This is a genomic window from Serinicoccus sp. CNJ-927 (genome assembly GCF_001942435.1).
Taxonomy (GTDB): Bacteria; Actinomycetota; Actinomycetes; order Actinomycetales; family Dermatophilaceae; genus Ornithinicoccus; species Ornithinicoccus marinus.
Genome location: NZ_MKKF01000010.1, coordinates 1 through 23,437 on the forward strand (window position 1 = coordinate 1; position 23,437 = coordinate 23,437).

At 73.2% G+C, this 23,437-nt stretch carries 25 protein-coding genes and 1 pseudogene; 19 read left to right on the forward strand and 7 right to left on the reverse strand.

Features of this window, described 5'->3' with window-relative positions; all coding sequences use genetic code 11:
- Positions 1–131: 131 nt before the first annotated feature.
- The 3 genes from BJF86_RS03650 to BJF86_RS03660 all read right to left on the reverse strand — a co-directional run bounded on the left by BJF86_RS03650 (position 132) and on the right by BJF86_RS03660 (position 3,419).
- Positions 132–713 carry a class F sortase gene (locus BJF86_RS03650; RefSeq protein WP_075817019.1) on the reverse strand — a complete coding sequence of 194 codons (582 nt, stop codon included), beginning with the start codon at positions 711–713 and terminating at the stop codon, positions 132–134.
- 17 nt (positions 714–730) lie between these two features.
- Positions 731–1,336, reverse strand: coding sequence for a hypothetical protein (locus BJF86_RS03655; RefSeq protein ID WP_075817020.1), 606 nt, complete (start codon positions 1,334–1,336; stop codon positions 731–733).
- Between the two features lie 163 nt (positions 1,337–1,499).
- Positions 1,500–3,419 carry a cation:proton antiporter gene (locus tag BJF86_RS03660; RefSeq protein WP_075817021.1) on the reverse strand — a complete coding sequence of 640 codons (1,920 nt, stop codon included), beginning with the start codon at positions 3,417–3,419 and terminating at the stop codon, positions 1,500–1,502.
- A 113-nt stretch (positions 3,420–3,532) separates the two neighbouring features.
- On the opposite strand from BJF86_RS03660, the gene BJF86_RS03665 reads away from it, so the two are divergent.
- Positions 3,533–4,555, forward strand: a complete 1,023-nt coding sequence (locus BJF86_RS03665; RefSeq protein ID WP_075817022.1) for a hypothetical protein — start codon at positions 3,533–3,535, stop codon at positions 4,553–4,555.
- Between the two features lie 55 nt (positions 4,556–4,610).
- On the opposite strand, the gene BJF86_RS03670 is transcribed toward BJF86_RS03665, so the two are convergent.
- Positions 4,611–5,222 (reverse strand): biotin transporter BioY, encoded by a 612-nt coding sequence (locus tag BJF86_RS03670; protein WP_075813175.1) that lies wholly within the window; start codon positions 5,220–5,222, stop codon positions 4,611–4,613.
- Between the two features lie 173 nt (positions 5,223–5,395).
- Between BJF86_RS03670 and BJF86_RS03675 the strand changes: the two genes are divergently transcribed.
- The 7 genes from BJF86_RS03675 to BJF86_RS18655 all read left to right on the forward strand — a co-directional run bounded on the left by BJF86_RS03675 (position 5,396) and on the right by BJF86_RS18655 (position 11,324).
- Positions 5,396–6,415, forward strand: coding sequence for a 6-phosphofructokinase (locus BJF86_RS03675; RefSeq protein ID WP_075817056.1), 1,020 nt, complete (start codon positions 5,396–5,398; stop codon positions 6,413–6,415).
- Between the two features lie 11 nt (positions 6,416–6,426).
- Positions 6,427–6,849, forward strand: coding sequence for a hypothetical protein (locus tag BJF86_RS03680; protein WP_075817023.1), 423 nt, complete (start codon positions 6,427–6,429; stop codon positions 6,847–6,849).
- 41 nt (positions 6,850–6,890) lie between these two features.
- Entirely contained in the window at positions 6,891–8,150 is a 1,260-nt protein-coding gene (gene ilvA, locus BJF86_RS03685; protein ID WP_075817024.1) for a threonine ammonia-lyase IlvA, read from the forward strand.
- A gap of 180 nt (positions 8,151–8,330) precedes the next feature.
- Positions 8,331–9,605: an extracellular solute-binding protein gene (locus BJF86_RS03690; RefSeq protein ID WP_158068367.1), complete on the forward strand. Its 1,275-nt coding sequence runs from the start codon at positions 8,331–8,333 to the stop codon at positions 9,603–9,605.
- A complete protein-coding gene (locus BJF86_RS03695; protein ID WP_075813183.1) occupies positions 9,602–10,477 on the forward strand; it encodes a carbohydrate ABC transporter permease in 876 nt (291 codons plus the stop codon). Before BJF86_RS03690 ends, BJF86_RS03695 begins: the two co-directional genes overlap by 4 nt.
- A complete protein-coding gene (locus BJF86_RS18650) occupies positions 10,474–11,100 on the forward strand; it encodes a hypothetical protein (protein ID WP_237768077.1) in 627 nt (208 codons plus the stop codon). The genes BJF86_RS03695 and BJF86_RS18650 overlap by 4 nt, the downstream gene beginning before the upstream one ends.
- Complete coding sequence (locus BJF86_RS18655) at positions 10,998–11,324, forward strand: carbohydrate ABC transporter permease (protein ID WP_237767556.1); 327 nt, start codon at positions 10,998–11,000, stop codon at positions 11,322–11,324. The genes BJF86_RS18650 and BJF86_RS18655 overlap by 103 nt, the downstream gene beginning before the upstream one ends.
- Before the next feature lie 18 nt (positions 11,325–11,342).
- Here BJF86_RS18655 and BJF86_RS03705 read toward each other — a convergent pair whose 3' ends face one another.
- Positions 11,343–12,035, reverse strand: coding sequence for a siderophore-interacting protein (locus BJF86_RS03705; protein WP_237768070.1), 693 nt, complete (start codon positions 12,033–12,035; stop codon positions 11,343–11,345).
- A gap of 254 nt (positions 12,036–12,289) precedes the next feature.
- Between BJF86_RS03705 and BJF86_RS03710 the strand changes: the two genes are divergently transcribed.
- The 8 genes and pseudogenes from BJF86_RS03710 to BJF86_RS19275 all read left to right on the forward strand — a co-directional run bounded on the left by BJF86_RS03710 (position 12,290) and on the right by BJF86_RS19275 (position 18,921).
- Entirely contained in the window at positions 12,290–13,336 is a 1,047-nt protein-coding gene (locus BJF86_RS03710) for an iron-siderophore ABC transporter substrate-binding protein (protein WP_075817025.1), read from the forward strand.
- Positions 13,333–14,389: pseudogene (locus BJF86_RS03715) on the forward strand (FecCD family ABC transporter permease). The gene BJF86_RS03710 and the pseudogene BJF86_RS03715 overlap by 4 nt, the downstream one beginning before the upstream one ends.
- Complete coding sequence (locus tag BJF86_RS03720; protein ID WP_083652686.1) at positions 14,386–15,447, forward strand: iron chelate uptake ABC transporter family permease subunit; 1,062 nt, start codon at positions 14,386–14,388, stop codon at positions 15,445–15,447. Before BJF86_RS03715 ends, BJF86_RS03720 begins: the two are co-directional and overlap by 4 nt.
- On the forward strand, positions 15,444–16,259 hold the full coding sequence (locus BJF86_RS03725; protein WP_083652687.1) for an ABC transporter ATP-binding protein: 816 nt from the start codon (positions 15,444–15,446) through the stop codon (positions 16,257–16,259). Before BJF86_RS03720 ends, BJF86_RS03725 begins: the two co-directional genes overlap by 4 nt.
- A gap of 52 nt (positions 16,260–16,311) precedes the next feature.
- Positions 16,312–16,776 (forward strand): hypothetical protein, encoded by a 465-nt coding sequence (locus BJF86_RS03730; RefSeq protein ID WP_075817027.1) that lies wholly within the window; start codon positions 16,312–16,314, stop codon positions 16,774–16,776.
- A 54-nt stretch (positions 16,777–16,830) separates the two neighbouring features.
- Entirely contained in the window at positions 16,831–17,295 is a 465-nt protein-coding gene (locus BJF86_RS03735; RefSeq protein WP_075817028.1) for a hypothetical protein, read from the forward strand.
- Positions 17,296–17,470: 175 nt separating this feature from the next.
- Positions 17,471–18,334: a fused MFS/spermidine synthase gene (locus BJF86_RS19270; RefSeq protein ID WP_083652688.1), complete on the forward strand. Its 864-nt coding sequence runs from the start codon at positions 17,471–17,473 to the stop codon at positions 18,332–18,334.
- Positions 18,307–18,921: a fused MFS/spermidine synthase gene (locus BJF86_RS19275; protein WP_083652689.1), complete on the forward strand. Its 615-nt coding sequence runs from the start codon at positions 18,307–18,309 to the stop codon at positions 18,919–18,921. The genes BJF86_RS19270 and BJF86_RS19275 overlap by 28 nt, the downstream gene beginning before the upstream one ends.
- Before the next feature lie 10 nt (positions 18,922–18,931).
- On the opposite strand, the gene BJF86_RS03745 is transcribed toward BJF86_RS19275, so the two are convergent.
- Together BJF86_RS03745 and BJF86_RS18665 are read right to left on the reverse strand one after the other, a co-directional pair.
- Positions 18,932–20,659, reverse strand: a complete 1,728-nt coding sequence (locus tag BJF86_RS03745; RefSeq protein WP_237768071.1) for an MMPL family transporter — start codon at positions 20,657–20,659, stop codon at positions 18,932–18,934.
- Positions 20,566–21,132 (reverse strand): hypothetical protein, encoded by a 567-nt coding sequence (locus BJF86_RS18665; RefSeq protein ID WP_237768072.1) that lies wholly within the window; start codon positions 21,130–21,132, stop codon positions 20,566–20,568. Before BJF86_RS18665 ends, BJF86_RS03745 begins: the two co-directional genes overlap by 94 nt.
- A 95-nt stretch (positions 21,133–21,227) precedes the next feature.
- Between BJF86_RS18665 and BJF86_RS03750 the strand changes: the two genes are divergently transcribed.
- The 3 genes from BJF86_RS03750 (at position 21,228) to moaA (ending at position 23,407) form a co-directional block, all read left to right on the forward strand.
- A complete protein-coding gene (locus BJF86_RS03750) occupies positions 21,228–21,695 on the forward strand; it encodes a MarR family winged helix-turn-helix transcriptional regulator (RefSeq protein ID WP_022925834.1) in 468 nt (155 codons plus the stop codon).
- 153 nt (positions 21,696–21,848) lie between these two features.
- Positions 21,849–22,382 (forward strand): molybdenum cofactor biosynthesis protein B, encoded by a 534-nt coding sequence (locus tag BJF86_RS03755; RefSeq protein WP_075817030.1) that lies wholly within the window; start codon positions 21,849–21,851, stop codon positions 22,380–22,382.
- The gene (gene moaA / locus BJF86_RS03760) at positions 22,376–23,407 is read left to right on the forward strand and encodes a GTP 3',8-cyclase MoaA (RefSeq protein WP_083652690.1); all 1,032 of its coding nucleotides are present in this window, start codon (positions 22,376–22,378) and stop codon (positions 23,405–23,407) included. Before BJF86_RS03755 ends, moaA begins: the two co-directional genes overlap by 7 nt.
- The last annotated feature ends 30 nt before the right edge of the window (positions 23,408–23,437 follow it).

Sequence of the window (23,437 nt, forward strand, 5' to 3'; positions counted from 1 at the left end):
GCACGGCTGCCTCAAACACCGCACCCCTTACGACGAACACACCGCCTGGGCCCACCGCCACCCCGCCGCAGCTTGACAAGCTAGACCCTGGGATATCTACGCCCGCCGCCGGGGGATCGTCGACGAGCAGGTCAGCCGTCGACCGCCTCGGCGATCGCGACGAAGTTGGCCTTCTGGCCGCCGTCGCTGCGCTGCCCGAGCGACGGGTCGCAGGTGATGAGGGCGATCCGGGCGACCTCCTCCTGGTCGCCCCACACCGCGTCGCTGCGCTGGAGGCCCTCCTTGGAGATCTGCTGGGTGGAGGTGACGACGAAGTCCCTCGTCCCCCCGTACCCGTAGCCGACGGTGACGATCTCGCCGTCCTCGACCTCGGCGAGGTCGTAGAAGACGTCCGGCTCGTCGTAGTAGCTGACGTGCGCCGCGATCACCGCCGTCCCCACCTGACCGGGCACCACCCGGTCGGACCCGGCATACCAGATCGCCTCGCCCTGGTCCGGGTTGATGGTGCCCTGCGGGGTGAGGCCCTCCGGGGCGATGGGTTCGTGCTCGAGGCCGGCGCCGGGGACGGTGACCCAGGTGGGTGCCCCCTCGCCCTCGGCGTGGACCGGGCGACCGTCGGTGCCCTGGATCGCCCCGACGGCCTGCACCGCGAGAGCGCTCACCCCGAGCGTCCCGACCAGCAGCCCGGTGGGCAGCAGCAGACGCGCGTTCACGGGCAGTCCTGCGCAGGTCAGCCCTGCTGGCTGCCCCGGCGACGCACGCCCACGGCGGCCGCCCCGGCGCCGACCAGCGCCAGCACCGCACCGCCGACGAGCAGCGGCGACATCCCGGTCTCTTGGAGCGGGCCTGCGGTCTCGACGGCCGGGCCGGCCGTCTCGTCGTCGGCCTCGTCCTCGCTGGTGGCGGAGTCGTCGTCGGAACCGTCGGCCGCGTCGGCGTCGTCACCGGCGTCGTCGCCGGCTTCGTCCTCCGCGGGGGCCTCCTCGGCGTCAGCGGCCTCGGCGGCCGTGCCCTGGCACAGGGTGATCTCGCGGATGATCGCGCCACCCTCGCTGCCGTAGGTCTCGCCGTACTCCGGGTCCTCGACCGCGACCTCGCCCTCGTCGGAGGTCAGGGTCAGGGCGACCCACTCGTTGTCGCCGTCGAGGTAGGGCCCGTGGACGGCCTCGTCGATGTAGGTGGCGGTCGCCGTCCCGGGCATCGCCATGACGTCACAGCTGACGTCGGCGTAGCCCTCCAGGTCGTCCTCGTCGACCGCCACGGCCGGGGTGGCGAGCGCGAGCGCGAGGCCCGCACCGGCGGCGATGGTCAGCGTCGGCAGGGTCGTGGTGCTCATCGTCGATCCTTTCCCGGGCGACCGGGCAGCGGTCGCGGTCCTCGTGCGCGCCGGTCTGTCAGACGTGATCACGTGAACCACATTCGTCACATCCAGCGCACGAGCACCATAGCGTCGGGCCGGTGTCGACCCCGTGGCGATCAGGCGGCGTGTCGCGGATGCCTCACCCGCCGCGCACCAGGGCGACCAGCGTCGCGCCCTCCTGCGGCAGGTGCGTCCGCGGTGTGACCACGGTGGCGACGCCGTCGACGACGAGGAACATCAGGACCGCGTCGGGCTCCCGGGCGCGGAAGTCGTCCAGGGTGTGCTGGTCGGTGAGCTTGGTGCGCCGCACCTGCATGCCCTCGCGGGTCGCGGCGTCCAGCTCCGGGGCGGACATCGGCGGGGAGAAGGCGACCCGGGCGGTGAGCTTGCTGGCGGTCTGCTGCTTGGCGCGGGACTCGGTCATCCGCTGCTCGTCCTGGTCGACCTCCCGCTCCTTGGGTTGCGACCTGCGCGGGAGCGGCTCCCCCTGCCGGCGCAGCTGGTAGGTGTTGGCCTGCCCCAGCGCGTGCCCGAACTCCCGCGCGGCGGTGGAGTTGGTGTCGTCGTCGTGGGTGGCCGCGACCAGCGAGCCGATGCCGGCGAGCTCCATGTCCTCGACGGCATACTCCGACAGGATGTGCGTGCGCTCGACCTTGAGCCCGGACATCCGCGCCTGCGCGACCTCGCTGGGGGCCAGCGAGACGAGCAACGTCGGCACCTTGAGCTCGCCGAGCACGCCGGCCGCCTGGCGGGCCCACACCGGAGCCCCGGCGAAGAGCACGCCGTGCGGCGAGGTGGTCGCCAGGCCGAGCCGTTCGGCGAGCCGCCCGACACCGAGGCCGTAGAGGGCCACGGTCACCACGATGGTCACGAAGACCAGCGGCACCAGCCCGGAGGACTCGAGCACCAGCTGCTCCAGGCGCTGCGCCGAGGCCTCCAGCGCCAGCGTCTCCTGCGGGGTGTCGCCGCCGAGCGCGGCGGCGTGCCTGGCCTCGTCGGCCGCGTGCTCGATCTCCAGCGCGAAGATGCTCGTCACCGCTGCGGCGACGATGCCGCGCGGCGCCATGAAGGCGAGCAGGGTCCGCTCCTCGCGGGTCGCCTCGGTGCCCAGCAGCCCGAGAGCCACCGACGCCGGGCGGACGACCAGCACGAGCAGCAGCACGAAGAGGGCCGCCGTGGGGGCGATGGCGACGACCTCGCCGGGGCTGACCCGCCCGGCGAGCAGGACGAAGAGGGCACCGACGATGAGCACCTGCAGGTGCTCCTTGAACTCCCGCACGTGCTCCAGCCGTAGCCCGGGCCGGTTCGCGAGGTAGATGCCGAGCATGGTCACGGTGAGCAGCCCGCTCTCGGCCTGCAGCTCGTTGGAGATGACCAGGGATCCCACGGCCACCGCGAGGAAGGCCACACCCTCGAGGAAGTCGGGGATGAGGTGGCGGCGCATCGCCACCTCCAGCAGGACGCCGAAGACGAGCGTGAGGATGGTGGAGATGAGCAGCGTGCGTCCCAGCGTCAGGGCGGCCGTCGTGAGCGCCCCGTCCGGACCGCCGACGATGAGCGCTTGGAAGACGAGGACGGCCAGGATCGCGCCGATCGGGTCGACGACGATGCCCTCCCACCGCAGCATCGAGGAGACCCGGCGGGTGGGGCGCAGCTGCCGGATGATCGGGGCGATGACGGTGGGGCCGGTGACCACGAGCACCGCACCGACGAGCAGCGAGAGCTGCCAGTCCACGCCGGCCACGACGCCGGCCGCGGCGGCGAGCCCCCAGGCGAGCAGGACGGTGACCGAGCAGAGCCGCAGGACCGCGCTGCTGAGGCCCCGCAGCTCACGGAAGCGCAGCGAGAGCGAGCCCTCGAAGAGGATGATGCCGACGGCCAGGTTGACGCCGGCGAAGAGCAGGTCGCGCCCGAGCACGCTCTCCGGCGAGACCCACTGACCCAGGCCGAAGCCGGCGATCAGGAGCAGCAGGATCGAGGGCACCCGCAGGCGGTAGGCCACGAGCTGGCAGAGGATGGCGACCCCGAGCACGAGGGCGAGGTAGGGAGCGGGCGTCACCCGCGCCAGTGTGCCAGCCGCACGACGGCAGTCCCGTCCGCGCGGCGCGTCGGACATACGCTGACCGCCAGGCCCTCTCGGCGCCGCGCGACATGCGGGCTAGCCTGCCGTGCATGGTGGAGGAGGCTGACGAGGAGGCGCTGCGCGCGGCGGTCTCCGCCGTGTATGCCGTCGCCCCCGCCGACTTCGTCGCCACCCGCAAGGAGTGGGTCGCGCGGCTGCGCTCCGAGGGCCGCAAGGACACGGCGAAGGAGGTCGCCGGGCTCCGCAAGCCGAGCGTCTCGGCCGCCGCCGTCAACGCGCTCGTGCGCGCCGAGGACCCGGTGGTCGAGGCGCTCCGGGACGTCGGCGCGCGGCTGCGGCACGCGCAGTCGGCCATGGACGCTGCCGGGCTCACGGGGCTGCGCGGTGAGCGGGACGAGCTCCTGCGGGCCTGGGTCACGGCCGCCCGCGAGCACGCTGCAGCACCCCTGACGGGAGCCGTCGAGAGCGAGGTGCGGGACACGGCCGTCGCGGCCCTGGCGGACGCAGAGGCGACCGAGCTCGTGCTCGGCGGCACGTTGACCCGTGCGCTGTCCTACAGCGGGTTCGGCGAGGTCGACGTGGCCGACGCCGTGGCGCGCACCAGCACCGGGGTGGTGCTCACCCGCATCGACGGTGGCGGGCAGACGGCTGAGGAGGACGCCCGCGAGAGTGTCGACACGGAGGTGGGGTCTGCGTCGGGCGGCGAGCGGTCGGCCCCGGGCGGCGACGGACCGGCTGCGGGCGGCGACGGGTCTGCTCCGGCCGGCGGGGGCTCGGCTCCGCAGGGCGAGGACTCGACCGCGGACGACGCGGACCTGGAGGCCTTGCGGTCGGCGTTGCAGACGGCGGAGAGCGAGGTGGAGGCGGCGCGTGAGCGGCGCAGGGCCGAGGCAGAGGCGGCGACCTCGGCGCGGGACAAGGTGCGGGCGGCCGAGGCCGGGGTGGACCAGGCCCGCCGCCTGCTGGCGCAGGCGGAGCAGCACGCCGCGAAGGCGCAGCAGTCGGTGGAGCGGGCGCGGGAGGCGCAGGAGCAGGCCGACGAGCAGCTCACCGAGGCGCGTGCCCGGCGGGACGCCGCCCGGACCGCCCTCGAGGAGGCCGAGGACCGCTGACCCCCGCGGTGAGGAGGAGCCGGACGCCTGGCCCGACAGACGCGCGGACCCGCGCTCAGCGGTCGGCGTCGAGGCGGCGCACGACCGCCCAGGCCGCCGGGAAGATCGCGGCGGCGACGCCGGCCTTGATGATCCCCGGCACGATGAACGGCGTCACGCCGATCGCGGCGATCGCGGCCGGGTCGCTCAGTTGCAGGAGCGCCGCCATGTAGGGCACACCGACGAGGAAGGGCGCGGCGGTCGCGAGCAGGAAGCCGACCATGGCCAGCCCGACGTGCCGGTCCCAGGCCCGTTCGGCGGCCCAGCCCGCGATGGCCGCAGCGGCGACGAAGCCGATGAGGTAGCCGAACGAGGGCGCGGTGACGTAGGCCGGCCCACCACCGCCGGCGAAGACCGGCGCTCCGGCGAGCCCGACCAGCAGGTAGGTCACCAGCGTGGCGGCGCCCCGGCGCATACCGAGTGCGGAGCCGACGAGCATCACACCCAGCGTCTGGCCGGTGATCGGCACCGGCCCGATGCGGAACTGCACCAGCGCGAGCAGCGAGACCACGACGACGCCGCCCGCGACCAGCGCGACGTCGGTGAGCACGCCACGACGCGGCACCAGCCGGTCGGCGAGGACGAGTGAGGAGGTGTGCGAGGAGGGCGCGGCGGCGGCGGTCGACATGGCGCACACGATGCCACAACGTCGGTGCCGCCGGTCGGCGGCCGGCGGCCGCTGGGCGGAAGTGGAACCGAGGTGACGTGACGTCATACCCTGGGAGCGCATCGGCGCCGGTCACCGTCCCTGGGGTGGCTGGCGCCCACGCGCATCACCCGCCCTGTCGTGAAGGACACATGATGAAGATCGGCCTGCTGACCTCAGGCGGAGACTGCCCCGGCCTCAACGCCGTCATCCGCGGCGTCGTGCTCAAGGGCGACCGGATCTACGAGCACGAGTTCGTCGGTATCAAGGACGGCTTCCGCGGCCTCGTCGAGGACGACATCATCCCGCTGCCCCGCAAGAAGGTCCGCGGGCTGTCCAAGGTCGGCGGCACCATCCTCGGCACCTCCCGGATCAGCCCGATCCGCACCGGCGGCACCGACCGGGTCAAGGAGGTGATGGACAAGCACGAGATCGATGCGCTCGTGGCGATCGGCGGCGAGGGGACGCTGACCGTCGCCCGGATGTTCCACGACGAGGGCATCAACATCGTCGGCGTGCCCAAGACCATCGACAACGACCTGTCGGCCACCGACCGCACCTTCGGCTTCGACACCGCCGTGTCGATCGCCACCGAGTCGATCGACCGGCTCCGGACCACCGGCGAGGCGCACTCCCGGTGCATGATCGTCGAGGTCATGGGGCGGCACGTCGGGTGGATCGCGCTGCACGCGGGCATCGCCAGCGGCGCCCACGCCATCCTCATCCCCGAGGTGCCGGTGGCGCCGGAGCAGCTGTGCGAGTGGGTGCAGAACGCCATGGACCGTGGCCGCGCGCCGACGATCGTCGTCGCCGAGGGCTTCACCTTCGCCGGGGCGGACCAGGTCGCCAGCGACCGGGTCGACGGCTTCGGGCGCCCGCTGCTCGGCGGGATCGGCGAGGCCGTCACCCGGCTCGTCGAGGAGCGCACCGGCATCGAGACGCGCAACACCACGCTGGGGCACCTGCAGCGCGGCGGAGTCCCGAGCTCCTATGACCGGGTGCTCGCCACCCGCTTCGGCACCGCCGCGATCGACGCCGTGAGCGCCAAGAAGTGGGGGACGATGGTGGCCCTGCAGGGGATCGACATCGTCGGTGTCAACCTCCGTGACGCCACGAGCGCGATCAAGACCGTCCCGCGCGACCAGTGGGACGAAGCCGCGATCATGTTCGGCTGACCGGGGACGTCGTGGAGGGTCCTCCGATCGCCGCGATCATCGGCATCGTCGGCGCCGTGGTCGGCATCTCGCTCATCCTCCTCGGCGGACGCAGCGTCGCCCGGCAGGCCTCCCGCGCCAGCCGGTGGCGACGGGAGCGGGCCACCGTCGTCGGCTACGAATGGCGCGGAGCTGCCGACCACGCGGTCCAGCACTGGCGGATCGAGCGCACCGACGCGCGTGGCACCGTGCACCGCACCACCTCGCAGCTCGGGATGTCGCACGGCACGATGCGGCGCTTCCCCTTCGACGTCGACGTGCTCGTCGACCCGCACGACGAGTCCTCCTTCGTGCTCGCCGGGGGGTGCCGGTCCGGCTGGGGCGGGCTGCTGGCGGTCTTCGCCGGGCTGTTCACGATGCTCATCGCCGGGTCGATCGTCGCACTCATCGCCTGAGCGGGCTCGGCCTGACCCGGCGTCACCCCTACGATCGGGGTATGCCGGTCCACTCCCCCTCGCTGCCCACCGCCGCCGACGTCGACGCCGCGGCGCAGCGGATCGCCGGCCGGGTGCACCGGACGCCGCTGGAGCGCAGCACCCGCCTCTCCGAAGAGACCGGTGCACAGGTCTGGGTGAAGCGGGAGGACCTGCAGCCGGTGCGGTCCTACAAGGGCCGTGGCGCGGCCAACCTCATCGCCCAGCTCGACAGCGAGCAGATCTGGGCCGGGGTGGTCTGCGCGAGCGCCGGCAACCACGCTCAGGGTGTCGCGTATGCGTGCGCGACCCTCGGCGTCAACGCGCGGATCTATCTGCCCGCCAACACCCCGCGACAGAAGCGCGACCGGGTCGCCACCATCGGCGGCGACTGGGTCGAGGTCGTCGTGGTGGGCCGGACCTACGACGAGGCGGCCGCCGCGGCGGTGGCCGACGCCGAGCGGACCGGGGCGACCCTGGTGCCGGCCTTCGACCACCCGCACACCATCGCCGGTCAGGGCACCATCGCCCGGGAGATCAGCGAGGACCTGCCCGGCCCGCCGGACGTCGTCGTCGTGCCCTGCGGGGGCGGGGGGCTGCTCGCCGGGTGCCTCACCTGGTTCGGCGAGCACGCGCCGCAGGTGCGGGTCGTGGCCGCCGAGCCCGCCGGCGCCGCCAGCATGATGGCCGCCACCCACGCCGGTGAGCCGGTGGCGCTGCCCGAGATCGACCGCTTCGTCGACGGGGCCGCGGTGCAGAAGGTCGGCGCGCACACCTTCGACGTGGTGCGACGGCACACCCCCGAGCTCGTCGCGGTTCCCGAGGGCCGCATCTGCACCGAGATGATCCGGCTCTACCAGAGCGACGGCATCATCGCCGAGCCCGCCGGGGCCCTGGCGGCGGCAGCGCTGGACGCGGTCGGCGACCTGACCGGGCTCGACGTCGTCGTGGTCGTCTCGGGCGGCAACAACGACCTGCTGCGCTACCCCGAGGTCATGGAGCGCTCGCTCATCCACGAGGGCCTCAAGCACTACTTCCTCGTCGACTTCCCGCAGGAGCCGGGCATGTTGCGCCAGTTCCTCGACGAGGTGCTCGGGCCGGACGACGACATCGCGCTGTTCGAGTACGTCAAGCGCAACAACCGCGAGACCGGCCCGGCCCTCGTCGGCATCGAGCTCGGCGCCCGCGAGGACCTGCATCCGCTGCTCCGGCGCATGGACGCCAGCTCGCTGCAGATCGAGCCGATCCAGCCGGACAGCCCGCTCTTCCGCTTCATCCTCTGAGAGGCCCGGCCACTCTCGACGCTTCGCGTTGCCGCGTCCGTGACCTGGGCATATCGTGACGCTGCCCCGCTCCTCACCGAAGGAGCAGCACATGACCACACACGAGACCGACGGTCACCTCGCGGCTCCCATCCGCGAATGACCGGGGTCACCACCGCACCGGGGGGACGAGACCTGCGAGTGACACGCAGGACCGCCCTGCTGGGTGCGGCCGCCGCATGCCTGTCGGGTTGCCAGGGCTTCACGCTGCAGGACACCGGCGCAAACCGGCCGACCGACGTCCTCCAGCTCACGCTCTGGGCCGGACCGGAGGAGGAGGCGGCCTTCCGCTCCCTCATCCAGGGCTTCCGCGACGACACCGGCGTCGACGTGCAGCTGCAGATCGTGCCCTTCTCGCAGGCGCTGACCACGGTCGACACCGCCCTGCGCACCGGCTCGCCGCCGGACCTGTTCCGCGTGACCTACAACGACATCGGCCTCTACCGCAGCCAGGGCGTCCTCGCGAGTGTCGACCCCGGAGTCGCGGCGGAGCTGGAGGCGGTGGTCGCCGAGCAGTTCTGGGCCGCCGTCACCGACGACGAGGGCACCTTCGGTATGCCGCACCACACCGACACCTCGATGGTCCTGGTCAACACGGCCGCGGCCGAGGCGGCCGGGGTCCGCTCCATCCCGACCGACGTCGACGAGGCCTGGACCTGGGAGGAGCTGCTGGACGTCGCGCGCCGGATCGCCGACGAGGCCACCGGCGGCCGCACGGCGCTCGCGGTCAACTGGCAGCAGGCCGGGGCCTACCGCTGGCTCAACTGGGTCGACCAGGCCGGCGGGCGACTCCTCGCGGAGAGCCTCGACGACGTCACCGACGACCCGGCGGCGGTGGTCGCCGCCCTGTCGGTCACCCGCTCTTTCTTCCGCGACGGCCTCACCCCGAGCTCGGCCCTGCCGAAGAGCAGCCAGTACACCGACCAGCTCTTCGGTGCCGAGACGGTGGCGATGGCCTTCGTCGGCAGCTTCTCGCTCCCGGCGCTGGACGTCCCCTTCGACTGGGTCGCGACGCCCCTGCCCCGCCAGGACCGGGCGAGCGCCGACCTGGGCGGCAGCGCCCTGGCCGTGGTCGACGGTCCCCGGGCCGAGGCCGCCACCGCCTTCGCCGCCTACTGCATGGGCACGCAGCAGCAGGCGGACTTCGCCGGCGCGACCGGGGTGCTGCCCACCCGAGGCGACGTGGACGTGGGCTCCCTCGACTTCCCGGCATACCCGGACGCGATGCGGCAGTTCGTCGACCAGATCGAGGTCGTGCAGCCCCGGCTCGTGCAGCAGGTCACGATTCCGCAGTTCAATGCGGTCAACAGCACCCTCGTGGACCAGCTCGAGCTCGCCTTCCTCGCGGGGGCCAGATCCGACGAGGACGTCGCGCGAGATCTCCTGCGCGCCGTCGCCGGGGAGGTGCGCCGATGACCACGCGCACCCGCGACCACCTGACGTCCTACGCCCTGCTGCTGCCCGCCCTGGTGCTCTTCGGCGTCTTCCTCTTCGGCCCGCTCGTCAGCGCGATCATCACCTCCTTCACCGCCGACAGCGGGGTCGGTGACGCGGAGTGGGTGGGCCTGGGCAACTACCGCCAGATGCTCGGCGACGACGCCTTCTGGCGCGCCTCCTTCAACACCGTGCTGCTGGCTGTCGTCTCGGTGCCGCTGGCCCTCGTCCTCGGGCTCGGGATCGCCATGCTGCTCCAGGGCGAGGTGCGCGGGCGGGCGGTCTTCCGCAGCATCGTGCTGGCGCCGGTCGTCATCTCCGGGGTGGTCGTCGCGATGGCCGGCCGCTTCATCTTCGACGAGAACGTCGGCGTCGTGAACGACCTGCTGGGCGTCGTCGGTCTCGGGCCGGTCTCCTGGCAGTCCGGCGGGGGCCCCGCGATGCTCGTGGTCCTGCTCATGCTCACCTGGTCGCGCGTCGGTCTCGCCGCGATCATCTACCTCGGTGCGCTGCAGAACGTCGACCACCACCTGCACGAGGCGGCCGCGCTGGACGGGGCGGGCTGGTGGCAACGGCTGCGGCACGTGACCATCCCGCAGATCCAGCCGACGACCTTCTTCCTCACCGTCATCCTCGTCATCGAGACCTTCCAGGTCTTCGACCTGGTGTGGGTGATGACCGGTGGGGGTCCGGGGCGGGCGACCGAGCTGCTCGTCACGTATGCCTACGCCGAGGGCTTCGAGGCGCGCCAGCTCGGCTACGGCACGGCGCTGGGCGTGGTCGTCTTCGTCGTCATCCTCGCCGCCACGATCCTGTGGTGGCGGGCCCAGCGCGATGCGGAGGAGTCGGTATGAGCACCACGACGGCGGGCACCAACCCGCGTGAGCGCGCGGCACGGTCCGCGCGTCGCTGGCGCTTCCTGGCCCTGACGATCATCTCCCTGGTCTGGCTCTTCCCCCTGGTGTGGATGACGCTGACGGCGCTCTCGCCGCCGGGCAGCCTCGTCGGCGGTGGCCTCCCGGACCTCGGCGAGCTGGGCCTCACCACCGTGCGTGAGGCGGTCGCGAACTACCCCGTGACGACGTGGGCGGTGAACTCGCTGGCGATCGCGGTGGTCGCCGTGGTGCTGACGGTGGTCGTGGACCTGCTGGCCGGCTACGTCCTGGCCAAGCGGCGCTTCCCGGGCCGGGCCGTGGTCCTCATGGCGATCGTCGCCACCCTGATGATCCCCGTCCAGGTGCTGCTCATCCCGCAGTTCGAGCTCGTGGCCCAGCTCGGCTGGGTCAACTCCTACTGGGCCGTCATCATCCCGCGGTCGGCGGAGCCTTCGGCATCTTCCTCGCGCGGCAGTACCTCACGTCTATCCCGGACGAGCTGCTCGAGGCAGCACGGCTGGACGGCGCGAACCAGTGGCAGGTCTTCACCCGGGTCATCCTCCCGCTGGCCCGGCCGCTGGTGGCGGTGCTCGTCGTCATGACGTTCATGTACCGCTGGAACGAGTTCGCCTGGCCGCTCGTGGCGCTGCGCGACCCGGAGCTCTACACGCTGCCGGTCGGCCTGGCCTTCCTGCAGGGTCAGTACGCCACGGACTACCCGACCCTCATGGCCGGGGCGCTGCTGTCGATGCTGCCCATCCTGGCGCTCTTCGTGGTGGCGCAGCGGTTCTTCGTCGCGGGGCTGGCCCGCAGCGGTCTGCGGTAGGGGCCGCCGACCCGGGCCTCAGTGGCTCGTGCCGGCCTTCCAGTAGCCGCAGAAGCTGATCCGCGTCTTGGGTATGCCCGCGCGCACCCAGTGCCGGCGCAGCGCGGTGGCGAGGTCGGACTCGCCGGCGACCCAGGCATACACGTCACCGTCGGGCACGGGCACCCGCGCCATCTCCGCCTGCGCGGCGGCGCCGGGACGGTCGCCGGCCGCGCGCACCACCCAGCGCACCTCGACGCCGATCGGCTCGTCGAGCACCTGCCGGTCCGCGGCGTCGGGCACCTCGACGACCGCGGTGCCGACGGCGTCGCGCGGCGCGTGCCGCAGGATGCCCGCCAAGGCCGGCAGCGCGGACTCGTCGGCCGCGAGCAGCAGCGCCGAGCCCGGCGGCGGGTTGAAGATCGCGCCCTCGTCGATGATCGCGACCTCGTCGCCGACCGAGCAGGACTGCGCCCACAGCGAGGCCGGCCCGGCGTCCCCGGTCTCTTCGGTGCCGTGGACGACGAAGTCGACGTCGATCTCAGGGCCCTCGCCCAGCTCGCCGTGCGGGCGGTAGGCGCGGACCGTGTAGTTGCGGATGACCGGGCGCTGCGCCGCCGGGATGAGCATGTAGCGGGCATACGAGGCGGTCGTCAGCTTGTCCGGCACGTGACGGAGCGACTCGCTGCCACCGGTGGGCAGGAAGAGGCGGAACCACTGGTCGTCGCCCATCGGCCCGAAGTCGGCCAGCTCCGCCCCCCGAGCGTGATCCGAGCGAAGGTCGGCGTCGGTCGGTGGGCGCCGCGGACCTGCAGCCGCAGCGGGCGGGCGTGCGCCGGCTTGCGGCGTGCGGCCTGCGTCTCGCTCCTCGCCATGTCGTTCTCCTCGCGGTGGGGTTCGGTGCGCGGCGGTCCGGGTACCTTCGGACACATCCAGGGACAGGATATACATTAGGTGCGCCTTACCTAACTTCACTAAGGAGCATCATGCATACGCTTCGCGTCCTGGGGACCGCCACGGCCCTGTCCGCAGCCCTGGTCCTCAGCGCCTGCGGCGACGACGCCGACACCGCCGCCGGCGACGGGACGGACTCGGAGACCTCCGCCGACGCGGCGTCGGGCGCCTTCCCGGTCACCATCGAGCACGCCTTCGGCGAGACCACCATCGAGGAGCAGCCCGAGCGCGTGGCGAGCGTCGCCTGGGCCAACCACGAGGTCCCGCTCGCCCTCGGCGTCGTGCCGGTCGGCATGAGCGAGGCCACCTGGGGCGACGACGACAAGGACGGCGTCCTGCCGTGGGTCGAGGACGCGCTCACCGAGCTCGACGCCGAGACCCCGGTGCTCTTCGACGAGACCGACGGCATCGACTTCGAGGCGGTCGCCGACACCGAGCCCGACGTCATCCTCGCCGCCTACTCCGGCCTGACGCAGGAGGAGTACGACACGCTCAGCCAGATCGCACCGGTCGTCGCCTACCCCGAGCTGGCGTGGGGCACCACCTGGCAGCAGATGGTCGAGCTCAACAGCCAGGCCCTGGGCCTCGCCGAGGAGGGCGACGCGCTGGTCGAGGAGATCGAGGGCTACGTCTCGGACACCGTGGCCGACTACCCGGCGCTCGAGGGCAAGAGCGCGATGTTCAGCTCGCACAGCACCGACGACCTCAGCCAGGTCGGCTTCTACACCACGCACGACCCGCGCGCGCTCTTCTTCGAGGAGCTCGGCATGACCACGCCCGAGCTGGTCAGCGAGCGCTCCGCGGAGAGCGAGACGTTCTACGAGACGGTCAGCGCCGAGAACGCCGACCTGCTCGAGGACGTCGACGTGCTCGTCACCTACGGCGACGACGCCCTGCTCAGCGAGCTGCAGGACAACGCGCTGGTCTCGGAGATCCCGGCCGTCGCCGACGGTGCCGTCGTCATGCTGGAGAACGACACCCCGCTCGCCGCGGCTGCCAACCCCTCGCCGCTCGCCATCGAGTGGGGCCTGACCGACTTCCTCGACCTGGTCTCCGCCGCCGCCGAGAAGAGCCGGTGACGGACACCCTCACCTCCGCCCCGCCGGACGCGCCTGCACGCGCAGCGCGGCGGCGGGGTGACACGAGGGCATACCGCGCCACGACGCTGCTCGTGGCGCTCGGCGCCTGGTGCTCGCCGGCGTCCTGTCGGTCACCTTCGCGCCCGCGAGATCGGGTATGCCGATCTCATCGCCGCCCTCGGCGGCGCGCAGGACAACATCTCCCAAGCGGCGGTCGCCCAGCGCGTGCCGCGCACCTTCCTGGCGATGCTGGTGGGCGCTGCCCTCGGGCTGGCCGGCGCGGTGATGCAGGGCGTCACCCGCAACCCGCTCGCCGACCCCGGCATCCTCGGGGTCACCTCTGGCGCCTCGCTCGCGGTGGTCGTCGGCATCGCCTTCTTCGGCCTCAGCACCTCCGGCGGCTACATCTGGGTGGCCATCGTCGGGGCCGCGGTCGCTGCTGCTGTCGTCTACGCCATCGGCTCGATGGGCCGCGGCGGCGCCACCCCGCTCAAGCTGGCGCTGGCCGGGGCGGCCATGTCCGCGGCGTTCTCCTCCCTGGTGAGCGCCATCCTGCTGCCGCGCATCCAGGTGATGGACTCCTTCCGGTTCTGGCAGATCGGCGGCGTCGGCGGCGCGACGCCGGAGAAGATCCTCACGGCGCTGCCCTTCCTCGCCGCAGGCACGCTCATGTCCGCCGCCGTGGCGCGTGGCCTCAACTCGCTGGCGCTCGGCGACGACCTGGCAGCCGGCCTCGGCGAGCGGGTGGCGCTGACCCGGGCGCTCGCCGCCGTCGGCGCTGTCACGCTCTGCGGCGCCGCGACCGCGGTCGCCGGGCCCATCGGCTTCGTCGGGCTCGTCGTGCCGCACGCCTGCCGGCTCGTCGTCGGCACCGACCACCGGTGGCTGCTGCCGCTGTCGATGCTCGTGGGCGCGGTGCTGCTCACCCTGGCCGACGTGGTCGGCCGCGTCGTCGCCCGGCCCGCGGAGGTCGACGTCGGCATCATCACCGCGCTCATCGGGGCGCCGGTCTTCATCATCATTGTGCGGCGGATGCGGGCGAGGGCACTGTGAGCACGCGCACCGGTGACGCCACCGACGCCCGTCCGACCCCGTCCGCGCTGCGACTGGGTCGCCGCCGCCGTGCCGCGAGCCGGCGCCGCGCCGCCGGCCTGCTCGGGCTGCTCGTCGTCGCGCTCTTCGCCGTCAGCCTGATGGTGGGCCAGACGTTCTACGGGCCCGGCGAGGTCTGGCGGGTGGTCCTGGGCCAGGACGTGCCGGGTGCGTCGTTCACCGTCGGGACGCTGCGGCTGCCCCGTGCCGTGCTGGGTCTGGTGGCGGGGGCCGCCCTGGGTATGGCCGGCGTCACCTTCCAGACCATGCTGCGCAACCCGCTGGCCTCGCCGGACATCATCGGGATCAGCGCGGGGGCCAGCGCCGCGGCGGTGGTCGGGATCGTCGTGCTCCGCGTGGACGAGGCCCTCGTCTCCGTGCTGGCCATCGTGGCCGCCCTCGTGACGGCCCTGGTCATCTACCTGCTCGCCTACCGCGACGGCGTGCTCGGGACCCGGCTCATCCTCATCGGCATCGGCATCGCCGCGATGCTGGACTCGGTCGTCGCCTACGTCATCGTCCGCGCCGCCGCGTGGGACCTGCAGGTCGCGATGCGTTGGCTGACCGGCAGCCTCAACGGCGCCACCTGGGGGATCGTGCTGCCGCTCGTCGTGGCGTCCGCCGTCCTCATGCCCGCCCTGCTCGCCCAGTCGCGGCAGCTCGACCTGCTGCAGCACGGCGACGACACCGCCAGCGCGCTGGGCGTGCGGGTGGAGCGGACCCGGCTCACCGTCATCGTGGCCGCCGTGGCCCTCATCGCCTTCGCGACCGCCGCCGCCGGCCCCATCGCCTTCGTGGCCTTCCTCGCCGGACCGATCGCCGCCCGCATCGTGGGGGCCGGTGGCTCGCTCATGGCGCCCGCCGCACTCACCGGTGCGCTGCTCGTGCTGGCCGCCGACCTCGCCGGGCAGCACCTCTTCGGCACCCGCTACCCCGTCGGAGTCATCACCGGCGTCCTCGGGGCGCCCTACCTCGTCTACCTGCTCGTCCGCACCAACCGCGCCGGAGGTTCGCTATGACCGCCTCGCACACGCTCGTCGCCGAGCACGTCCACCTCGGCTACGGCGACCGCACCGTCGTCGACGGACTGGACCTCACCGTCCCGCCGGGGCAGATCACGACGATCGTCGGCGCCAACGCGTGCGGCAAGTCGACGCTGCTGCGCGCACTGTCCCGGCTGCTCGCGCCGAGCGAGGGTCAGGTGGTGCTCGACGGCAAGGCGGTGCACACCCAGCCGACCAAGGCGGTCGCGCGCACCATGGGGTTGCTGCCGCAGAGCCCCATCGCGCCGGAGGGCATCGCCGTCGCCGACCTCGTCGCGCGAGGCCGCAGCCCGCACCAGCGGATGCTCACACGCTGGTCGGCCGCCGACGAGCAGGCGGTCGAGGAGGCCCTGGAGCTCACCGGCACCACCGACCTCGTGGACCGCGCCGTCGACGAGCTCTCCGGCGGGCAGCGCCAGCGCGTCTGGATCGCCATGGCGCTGGCCCAGCAGACCGACATCCTGCTCCTGGACGAGCCCACGACCTACCTCGACATCTGCCACCAGATCGAGGTCCTCGACCTGCTCACCGACCTCAACCGCACCCGCGGCACGACGATCGTCATGGTGCTGCACGACCTCAACCTCGCCGCCCGGTATGCCGACCACCTCGTCGCCATGTGCGGCGGGCGGCTGCTGGCCGGCGGCACCCCCGAGGAGGTGCTCACCGCGCCGACGGTCGAGCAGGTCTTCGGCCTGCGCAGCCAGGTCGTCCCTGACCCGGTCTCCGGCAAGCCCATGGTGCTGCCCATCGGCCGCCACCACGCCGCCGCCGGCGTGCTCGGTTGACGCGACTGCCCGGTCCGGCGGCGGTGTGCGTCATATGGTGACAGGATCAGGTATGCCGTCGGTCCGCATCCGCGCTCCCCGCACCCAGCACTGGCTCTTCGTCGCCGTTCTGGCGCTACAAGGCCTCGGCTGGATCCCCCAGGCACTCGGGTGGACGGACCACTCTGCCCGGTGGCGCCTCCTGGCCGTGGTCGTGGGCCTGTCGACGGTGGCGCTCCTGATGGCGCTGCTCCGTGGGGTGGACGACACCAGCGCCAGTGCAGATGGCCTGCACCGGAGCCTCTTCCACGGCCGCGGGCACGTCGCGTGGACCGACGTCACCGAGATTCGGCCCGCCCCGGGGAACCCCGAGCGCCTCGTCATCCGGGGAGCGAGCAGCCGGACGATCTTCGAGGGTCAGATGCCCACCCAGGACGAGGTCGGGCAGCTGCATACCTGGCACCGCGCCGCTCTCGAACAGGCCCGTCCCGGCGACACGCCGGACGAGAACGGCTCAGGCGTTCACGTGCGCGACTGAGCCGGTCGGGTCGGGCGTGGCGACGGGCTCAGGTTCGCGGTGACAGACTCCGGTATGCCCTCGGTCCGGATCCGCGCGCCCCGCACCCGACACTGGGTCCAGGTGGTGTCGTCCAGCCTGCTGATCCTGGTCTGGTTCCCCGCCGTGATGGGATGGACCGGCCTCTCCACCTCGATGCGGGTCGTCGCTGGAGCCCTCCTCGTGCTGGTGCTCGTGATGCTGGCCACGCTCCTGCGCGGCGACGACGACGTCACCGCTGACGCGGAGGGCCTGCACCGCGGCCTCCTCCAGGGTCCGCGCCTCATCCCCTGGACCCGGGTGACAGAGGTCCGGCCGGCTCCCGGCCGCCAGGACCGGATCGTCTTCCGCGGCGAGGACCGGCGGACGCTCGCCACCGGCCTCATGCCCGGCAAGCGCGAGGTCGGGCAGCTGCATACCTGGCACCGCGCCGCTCTCGAACAGGCCCGTCCCGGCGACACGCCGGACGAGAACGGCTCAGGCGTTCACGTGAACGACTGAGCCGGTCGCGACCGGCGAGTCGCCGGCCCTGCCCGACCGGCCCGTAGGCTGGACCGGGTGAGTCCCCGACCCCCACCGCAGGACCCCCGCGGGACGCCACCCCGCGCGCACCCCCGAGCCGACACCCCGAGCGACGCCACCCCCGCCCGCCCTGGCCCCGTGGGTCGCGGCGGTCGTGACCTTCGGCTCCTCGGCGGCCGTCCTGGTCCTGGAGATCACGGCGCTGCGGCTCATCGCGCCCTACGTCGGGATCACCCTGGAGACCAACACCGCGGTCATCGGCCTGGCGCTGGCGGCGATCGCCTTCGGCGCCTGGGCCGGGGGCGCGAGCGCCGACCGCACCTCGCCGCGCGGTCTCATCGGCCCGCTGCTCGTCCTCGGCGGCGCGCTGACGCTGACGATCAGCCCCGCGATCCGCTGGGTCACCGCCTTCACCCCGCCCGAGCAGTCGGCGAGCATGGCGATCCTGCTCGCGGCGGTCACCGTCTTCGCCCCCGCCGCGGTGCTCTCCGCGATCCCGCCGATGGTGGTGAAGCTGCAGCTCGGCGCGCTCACCGAGACCGGCTCGGTCGTCGGCCGCCTCTCCGCCATCGGCACCCTCGGTGCGATCGCGGCCACCTTCGTCACCGGATTCGTCCTCGTCGCGCTGCTGCGAACGAGCGTCATCCTGCTGGCCACCGGTCTGGTGCTCATGGCCGCCGGCTTCGCTCTCGTCGTCACCGCCCGGCGCGGCGGGGTCGAGCCCGGCGTCGGCACGGCCGGCGCTCTCACGGTCGCGATCGTCGGCGCCGGGCTGGGGCTCATCGCGCCGGACCCGTGCCAGGTCGAGACCCGCTACCACTGCGCCTCGGTCGTCGCAGATCCCGACCGTGAGGGCGGCCGCACCCTGGTGCTCGACACGCTGCGGCACAGCTACGTCGACCTGGACGACCCGGCATACCTCGAGTTCGCGTATGTCCGCACGCTCGCGGGCGCGCTCGACACCTGGCGCCCGCGGACGAGCGCCTCGACGTGCTGCACGTCGGCGGCGGCGCGATGACGCTGCCGCGCTACCAGGTGGCCTACCGCGAGGCCGGGGCCAACTCGGTCGTCGAGATCGACCCGGGCGTCGTCGAGCTGGTGCGCGAGCGGCTGCCGCTGCCGGACTCCGACCGGCTCACCGTCGACGTCCAGGACGGCCGGGTCGCGGTCGCCGGGCTCGAGACCGACAGCTACGACGTCTATGTCGGCGACGCCTTCGGCGGGGTCGCCGCGCCGTGGCACCTCGCGACGGCCGAGACCTTCGCCGACGTCGACCGCGTGCTGCGGCCGGACGGGCTCGTCGCGCTCAACATCATCGATTACGAGGGCCTGGACTTCCTGGCCGCCGAGGTCGCGACGCTGCGCACCCTCTTCGACCACGTCGAGGTGCTCACGCACGACGACCGGCCGGTGCCGGGCGGCAACTTCGTCGTGCTCGCCTCGGACACCCCGATCGACCCGGCGGCGGTCGAGGCGGCGGCGGCCGAGCACGGGGGAGGAATGCGCGCGCTTACCCCGGAGCGGGTCGACGAGCTCGCGGAAGGTGCCCAGGTGCTCACCGACGACCACGCGCCGGTCGACCAGCTCTTCACCGGCCGCTCCTGAGCGCGACCGCTCAGGCCTCCACGGGCTCGGGCTCGTCCGCGCGGTGCCGACCCGCGTGGTCGACCCGCCGCGGCCACCAGAACCGCTCACCCAGCACGCGCACGATCGCCGGCACGAGCACGGTGCGCACCAGGAGGGTGTCGAGCAGCACGCCGATGCAGATGACGACGCCGATCTGCGCGAGCACGACGAGCGGCAGCACACCGAGCACCGCGAAGACCGCGGCGAGCAGGATGCCGGCGCTGGTGATGACGCCACCGGTCGCGCCCAGCGCCCGCAGCACCCCGTCGCGGGTGCCGTGCTCGCGGGCCTCCTCCAGGGTCCGGGTGATGAGGAAGATGTTGTAGTCCACGCCCAGGGCGACGAGGAAGAGGAAGGCCAGCAGCGGCATGCTCGCGTCGATCGCGCCGAAGCCGAGGACGCCGGTGAACAGCCACCACGAGACGCCCAGCGCCGCGCAGAAGGTCGCGACGACCGAGGTCACGAGGATGACCGGCGCGAGCAGCGAGCGCAGCAGCCCGACGAGGGTGAGCAGGACGAGGGCGAGGACGAGCGGCAGCACGACGAAGCGGTCGCGCACGTTGCCCTCCTCCTCGTCGAGCGCGGTGGCGTCGCCGCCGGTCACGTGGGTGTCGGCATACCCCTCGACCGCGGCGCGGACCTCGCCGACCGCCGCCTGCGCCTCGTCGCTGCCCGGCTCGGCCTCGAGGACGACCTGCACCTGGCCGATGCCGTCCGCGGGCGCGACCGGGGTGACCTGGGTGACGCCGTCGACGTCCTCGACCGCGGTGGCCAGCTCGTCGACCTGCGCCTGGTCGCCCCGGGTGACGACGACGAGCGGGTCGGAGGTGCCGGCGGGGAAGGACTCGCCGAGCCGCTCGGCGGCGGTGATCGCCTCCGGGGTCTCGAGGAACTGGTCCTCCGGCGCCAGCCCGCTGCGCAGCTGGGTGAGCCCGAAGGCCATCGCCGCCAAGAGCACGAGCGTCCCGGCGATGTATGCCGCCGGCGCGGCGGCGACCGCGTCGCCGATGCGTCGCCACAGCGACCGGGAGTCCGCGAGCACCGCCTGGCCCTCGCGCGGCACCTGCGGCCAGAAGATCCAGCGACCGAAGAGGACCAGCGCACCGGGTAGCACGAGCAGGACGAAGGCCATCGCGACGAGCACCCCGACGGCGCAGGCGAGCCCGAGGCCGCGGGTGGACGGGAAGGCCGACAGCAGCAGGCACAGCACCCCGACGACGACGGTGCTGGCGCTGGCGAGGATCGCCTCGGACGCCCGCCGCAGCGCCAGCGCCATCGCCTCGTGCCGCGAGGAGTGGGTGCGCAGCTCGTCGCGGTAGCGGCTGATGAGCAGCAGCGCGTAGTTGGTGCCGGCGCCGAAGACGAGCACCGAGAGGATGCCGATGGTCGACTCGTCCCACGGTATGCCGACCGCCTTCAGCACGTGGGTGGCGGCGCTGGCTGCGGCCTGGTCCGCGACCCCCACGACCAGCAGCGGGACGACCCAGAGGATCGGGCTGCGGTAGGTCACGATGAGCAGCAGGGCGACCACGCCGGCGGTCACGGCGAGGAGCGTCACGTTGGCGCCGTCGAAGACCGAGGCGAGGTCGGCCTCGATCGCGGCTGGGCCGGTGACCTGGGCGGTCACCCCCTCGGGCAGGCCGTCGGCGAGGTCCGCCCGGAGCGTGGAGACGACCTCGGCCGTCTCGGTGGCGGTGGGTGCGTCGAGGTCGAGCACGCTGATCGCCGCCGTGCCGTCCTCCGCGGGGATGACGGGGAACTCACCGGCCAGGCCTGGCGGCGGGCCGCTCTCGGCACCCGCCTCCCCGCCGGGCTGGTCGCCGGCCTCACCCTCCGCGCCCTCGGGTGCCTGACCGCCGGTCTCGCCCTCGGGCTGCCCCGCGCCCCCGGAGGGGCCTGCGTCCCCTCTGGCGCGACGTCCTCCAGCAACGTCGCGAGGTCGGGCAGCGACTCCTCGATGCCCTCCTCGGCGGTGAAGAGCACGATCGCCGCCTTGCTGCCCTCGTCCGGCAGCTCGTCCAGCAGCGCCTGACCCTGGGTGCTGTCGAAACCGGCCGGCAGCGTGTCGAGCGCCGAGGCGTCGCGCTCGGCCTGGCCGACGCCACCGATGAGCGCGACCCCGAGGAGCAGGCCGACGAGGGCGACGATCCAGGACCGCCGACCGGTCAGCGTGGCGATCAGTCGGGACATGTCGGGCTTGACCTCCGGGGCTAGTGTGGGACACAGTCGTCAGGTAGATACCTAACTAAGTGAGATATTTCGTGACAGAACGTAGCACGGGCTCGGTGCCGCACGGAAGTCGCGGCCCGCAGAGCGAGTGGGTCGACGGCTGGGAGCCGGGGCCGGTCCTCGACGCCCTGCGCCGGCTCCTCGACTCCGGCCGCCGCGCCACGCCGGCCCTCGCCCGCCGGGCCGGCCTCACGCATACCGAGCTGTCCGTGCTCGAGCACGTCATGGACGAGCCGGTAGGCCCCACCGAGCTGGCGCAGCGGCTCGGCGTCACCTCCGCCGCGGCGAGCGGCATCGTCGACCGGCTGGTCGCTCGTGGGCACGTCGAGCGGCAGGCACACCCGACCGACCGCCGCCGCACCGCGGTGGTGGCGACCGAGAGCGGGCGTGAGGAGCTCATGGGACACCTCGTGCCGATGTTCGCCGAGCTCCAGCACGTCGCGCAGGGTCTCAGCGAGGACGAGCGCGACGTCGTGCTGCGCTTCCTGCTCGCGGCGGACCGCGCGGTGGGGCGGCTGCTCTGAGGCTCGCCCCCTCCATGAGCAGGGGAGCGCTCGGCCACGCGCTCTGGTCCCTGCCCCGCGACACCGCGGCTGCCCGTCCGGACCGGGGGGAGGCCTGCCGAGGGCGGGTCGGCCGCGCGAGCCGGCGTCGCCGGCGGCTCCTAGACTGAGGTGATGAGCGTGGACCCGCAGACCGAGCCGCTCCGCGAGGGGGCGGTCGCGATCACCGTGTCCGACCGCAGCTCCGATGGTCGGCGCGAGGACGAGTCCGGCCGCCTGCTCGTGCAGGCGCTGCGCGCGATCGGGTATGCCGTCACCGAGCCGGTCGTCGTGCCGGACGGGGTGGACAGCGTGGCCGGCGCGCTGCGCGAGGCGGTCGGGCAGGGCGCGCGCCTGGTCGTCACCACCGGCGGCACCGGGATGGGACCGCGCGACCTCACGCCCGAGGGCACCCGGGAGGTCATCACGCGGGAGAACCCCGGCCTCGCCGAGCTCATCCGCCGGGAGGGCTCCCGGCAGACGCCCTACGCCGCAGTCTCCCGGGGCGTCGTCGGCGTCGTGGACTGGCCGGCCGAGCGCGGTGTCGGGGGCACCCTCGTCGTCAACCTGCCCGGACGGCCCGCCGCGGTGACCGAGGGGATGGACATCATCAGCCCGCTGCTCGGGCACGTGCTCTCCCAGGTGAGCGGGGGCGACCACACGTGGTGACCCGTGAGCCGCTCGTCGACGGCTACGGCCGGGTCCACCGGGACCTGCGGATCTCCGTGACCGACCGGTGCTCGCTGCGCTGCACCTACTGCATGCCCGAGGACGGCGTGCCCTGGTTGCCCCGGGCGACCATGCTCAGCACCGAGGAGGTCGTCCGGCTCGCCGACGTGGCCGTCTCGATGGGGATCGAGGAGATCCGGCTCACCGGCGGCGAGCCGCTGCTGCGCCGCGACCTCGTCGACGTCGTCGCCGGGCTGGCCGCGCTGGACCCGGCACCCGAGATCAGCATGACGACCAACGCGGTCGGGCTGGCCAAGAACGCCTCGGCGCTGCGCCAGGCCGGCCTCACCCGGGTCAACGTCAGCCTGGACACGCTGCGCCGCGACGTCTTCATCGAGCTCGCGAAGCGCGACCGGCTCAAGGACACCCTCGACGGGGTGCGCGCCGCCGCGGAGGCCGGGCTGGTGCCGGTCAAGATCAACACCGTGCTCATGCGGGGGGTCAACGACGACGCCGAGGACGTCGTCGGGCTGCTGACCTTCGCGCTGGAGCACGGCTACGAGCTGCGCTTCATCGAGCAGATGCCGCTGGACGCCCAGCACGGCTGGGACCGGCGGCAGATGATCACCGGCGAGGAGATCCTCGACAAGCTGCGCACCGGCTACGACCTCACCGCGCAGCCGGACGAGACACGGGGCAGCGCCCCGGCCGAGCTCTTCGACGTGCGCCCGCTCGGCGCGGACGTGGAGACCCGGCCGCTGGGCACGGTCGGGGCCATCGCCTCGGTGACCATGCCTTTCTGCGGCAGCTGCGACCGGGTCCGGCTCACCGCGGACGGCATGATCCGCAACTGCCTCTTCGCCACCGGCGAGACCGACCTGCGCACGCCGCTGCGCGACGGTGCCTCGGACGACGAGCTCGCCGCCCTGCTGCGCTCCTCGATCACCGCCAAGCTGCCCGGGCACGGCATCAACCAGCCGACCTTCCTGCAGCCCCCGCGCCCCATGAGCGCCATCGGCGGCTGACCCCGCTCCCTTCCCCGCACCACCCGGGGT

What these genes read in the sequence shown, in the direction of transcription:
- BJF86_RS03655 (WP_075817020.1), bottom strand. Translation starts at nt 1,336, where the DNA reads ATGAGCACCACGACCCTGCCGACGCTGACCATCGCCGCCGGTGCGGGC.
- BJF86_RS03665 (WP_075817022.1), top strand. Translation starts at nt 3,533, where the DNA reads ATGGTGGAGGAGGCTGACGAGGAGGCGCTGCGCGCGGCGGTCTCCGCC.
- BJF86_RS03670 (WP_075813175.1), bottom strand. Translation starts at nt 5,222, where the DNA reads ATGTCGACCGCCGCCGCCGCGCCCTCCTCGCACACCTCCTCACTCGTC.
- BJF86_RS03675 (WP_075817056.1), top strand. Translation starts at nt 5,396, where the DNA reads ATGAAGATCGGCCTGCTGACCTCAGGCGGAGACTGCCCCGGCCTCAAC.
- ilvA (WP_075817024.1), top strand. Translation starts at nt 6,891, where the DNA reads ATGCCGGTCCACTCCCCCTCGCTGCCCACCGCCGCCGACGTCGACGCC.
- BJF86_RS03695 (WP_075813183.1), top strand. Translation starts at nt 9,602, where the DNA reads ATGACCACGCGCACCCGCGACCACCTGACGTCCTACGCCCTGCTGCTG.
- BJF86_RS18650 (WP_237768077.1), top strand. Translation starts at nt 10,474, where the DNA reads ATGAGCACCACGACGGCGGGCACCAACCCGCGTGAGCGCGCGGCACGG.
- BJF86_RS03705 (WP_237768070.1), bottom strand. Translation starts at nt 12,035, where the DNA reads ATGGGCGACGACCAGTGGTTCCGCCTCTTCCTGCCCACCGGTGGCAGC.
- BJF86_RS03710 (WP_075817025.1), top strand. Translation starts at nt 12,290, where the DNA reads ATGCATACGCTTCGCGTCCTGGGGACCGCCACGGCCCTGTCCGCAGCC.
- BJF86_RS03725 (WP_083652687.1), top strand. Translation starts at nt 15,444, where the DNA reads ATGACCGCCTCGCACACGCTCGTCGCCGAGCACGTCCACCTCGGCTAC.
- BJF86_RS03730 (WP_075817027.1), top strand. Translation starts at nt 16,312, where the DNA reads ATGCCGTCGGTCCGCATCCGCGCTCCCCGCACCCAGCACTGGCTCTTC.
- BJF86_RS03735 (WP_075817028.1), top strand. Translation starts at nt 16,831, where the DNA reads ATGCCCTCGGTCCGGATCCGCGCGCCCCGCACCCGACACTGGGTCCAG.
- BJF86_RS18665 (WP_237768072.1), bottom strand. Translation starts at nt 21,132, where the DNA reads ATGTCCCGACTGATCGCCACGCTGACCGGTCGGCGGTCCTGGATCGTC.
- BJF86_RS03755 (WP_075817030.1), top strand. Translation starts at nt 21,849, where the DNA reads ATGAGCGTGGACCCGCAGACCGAGCCGCTCCGCGAGGGGGCGGTCGCG.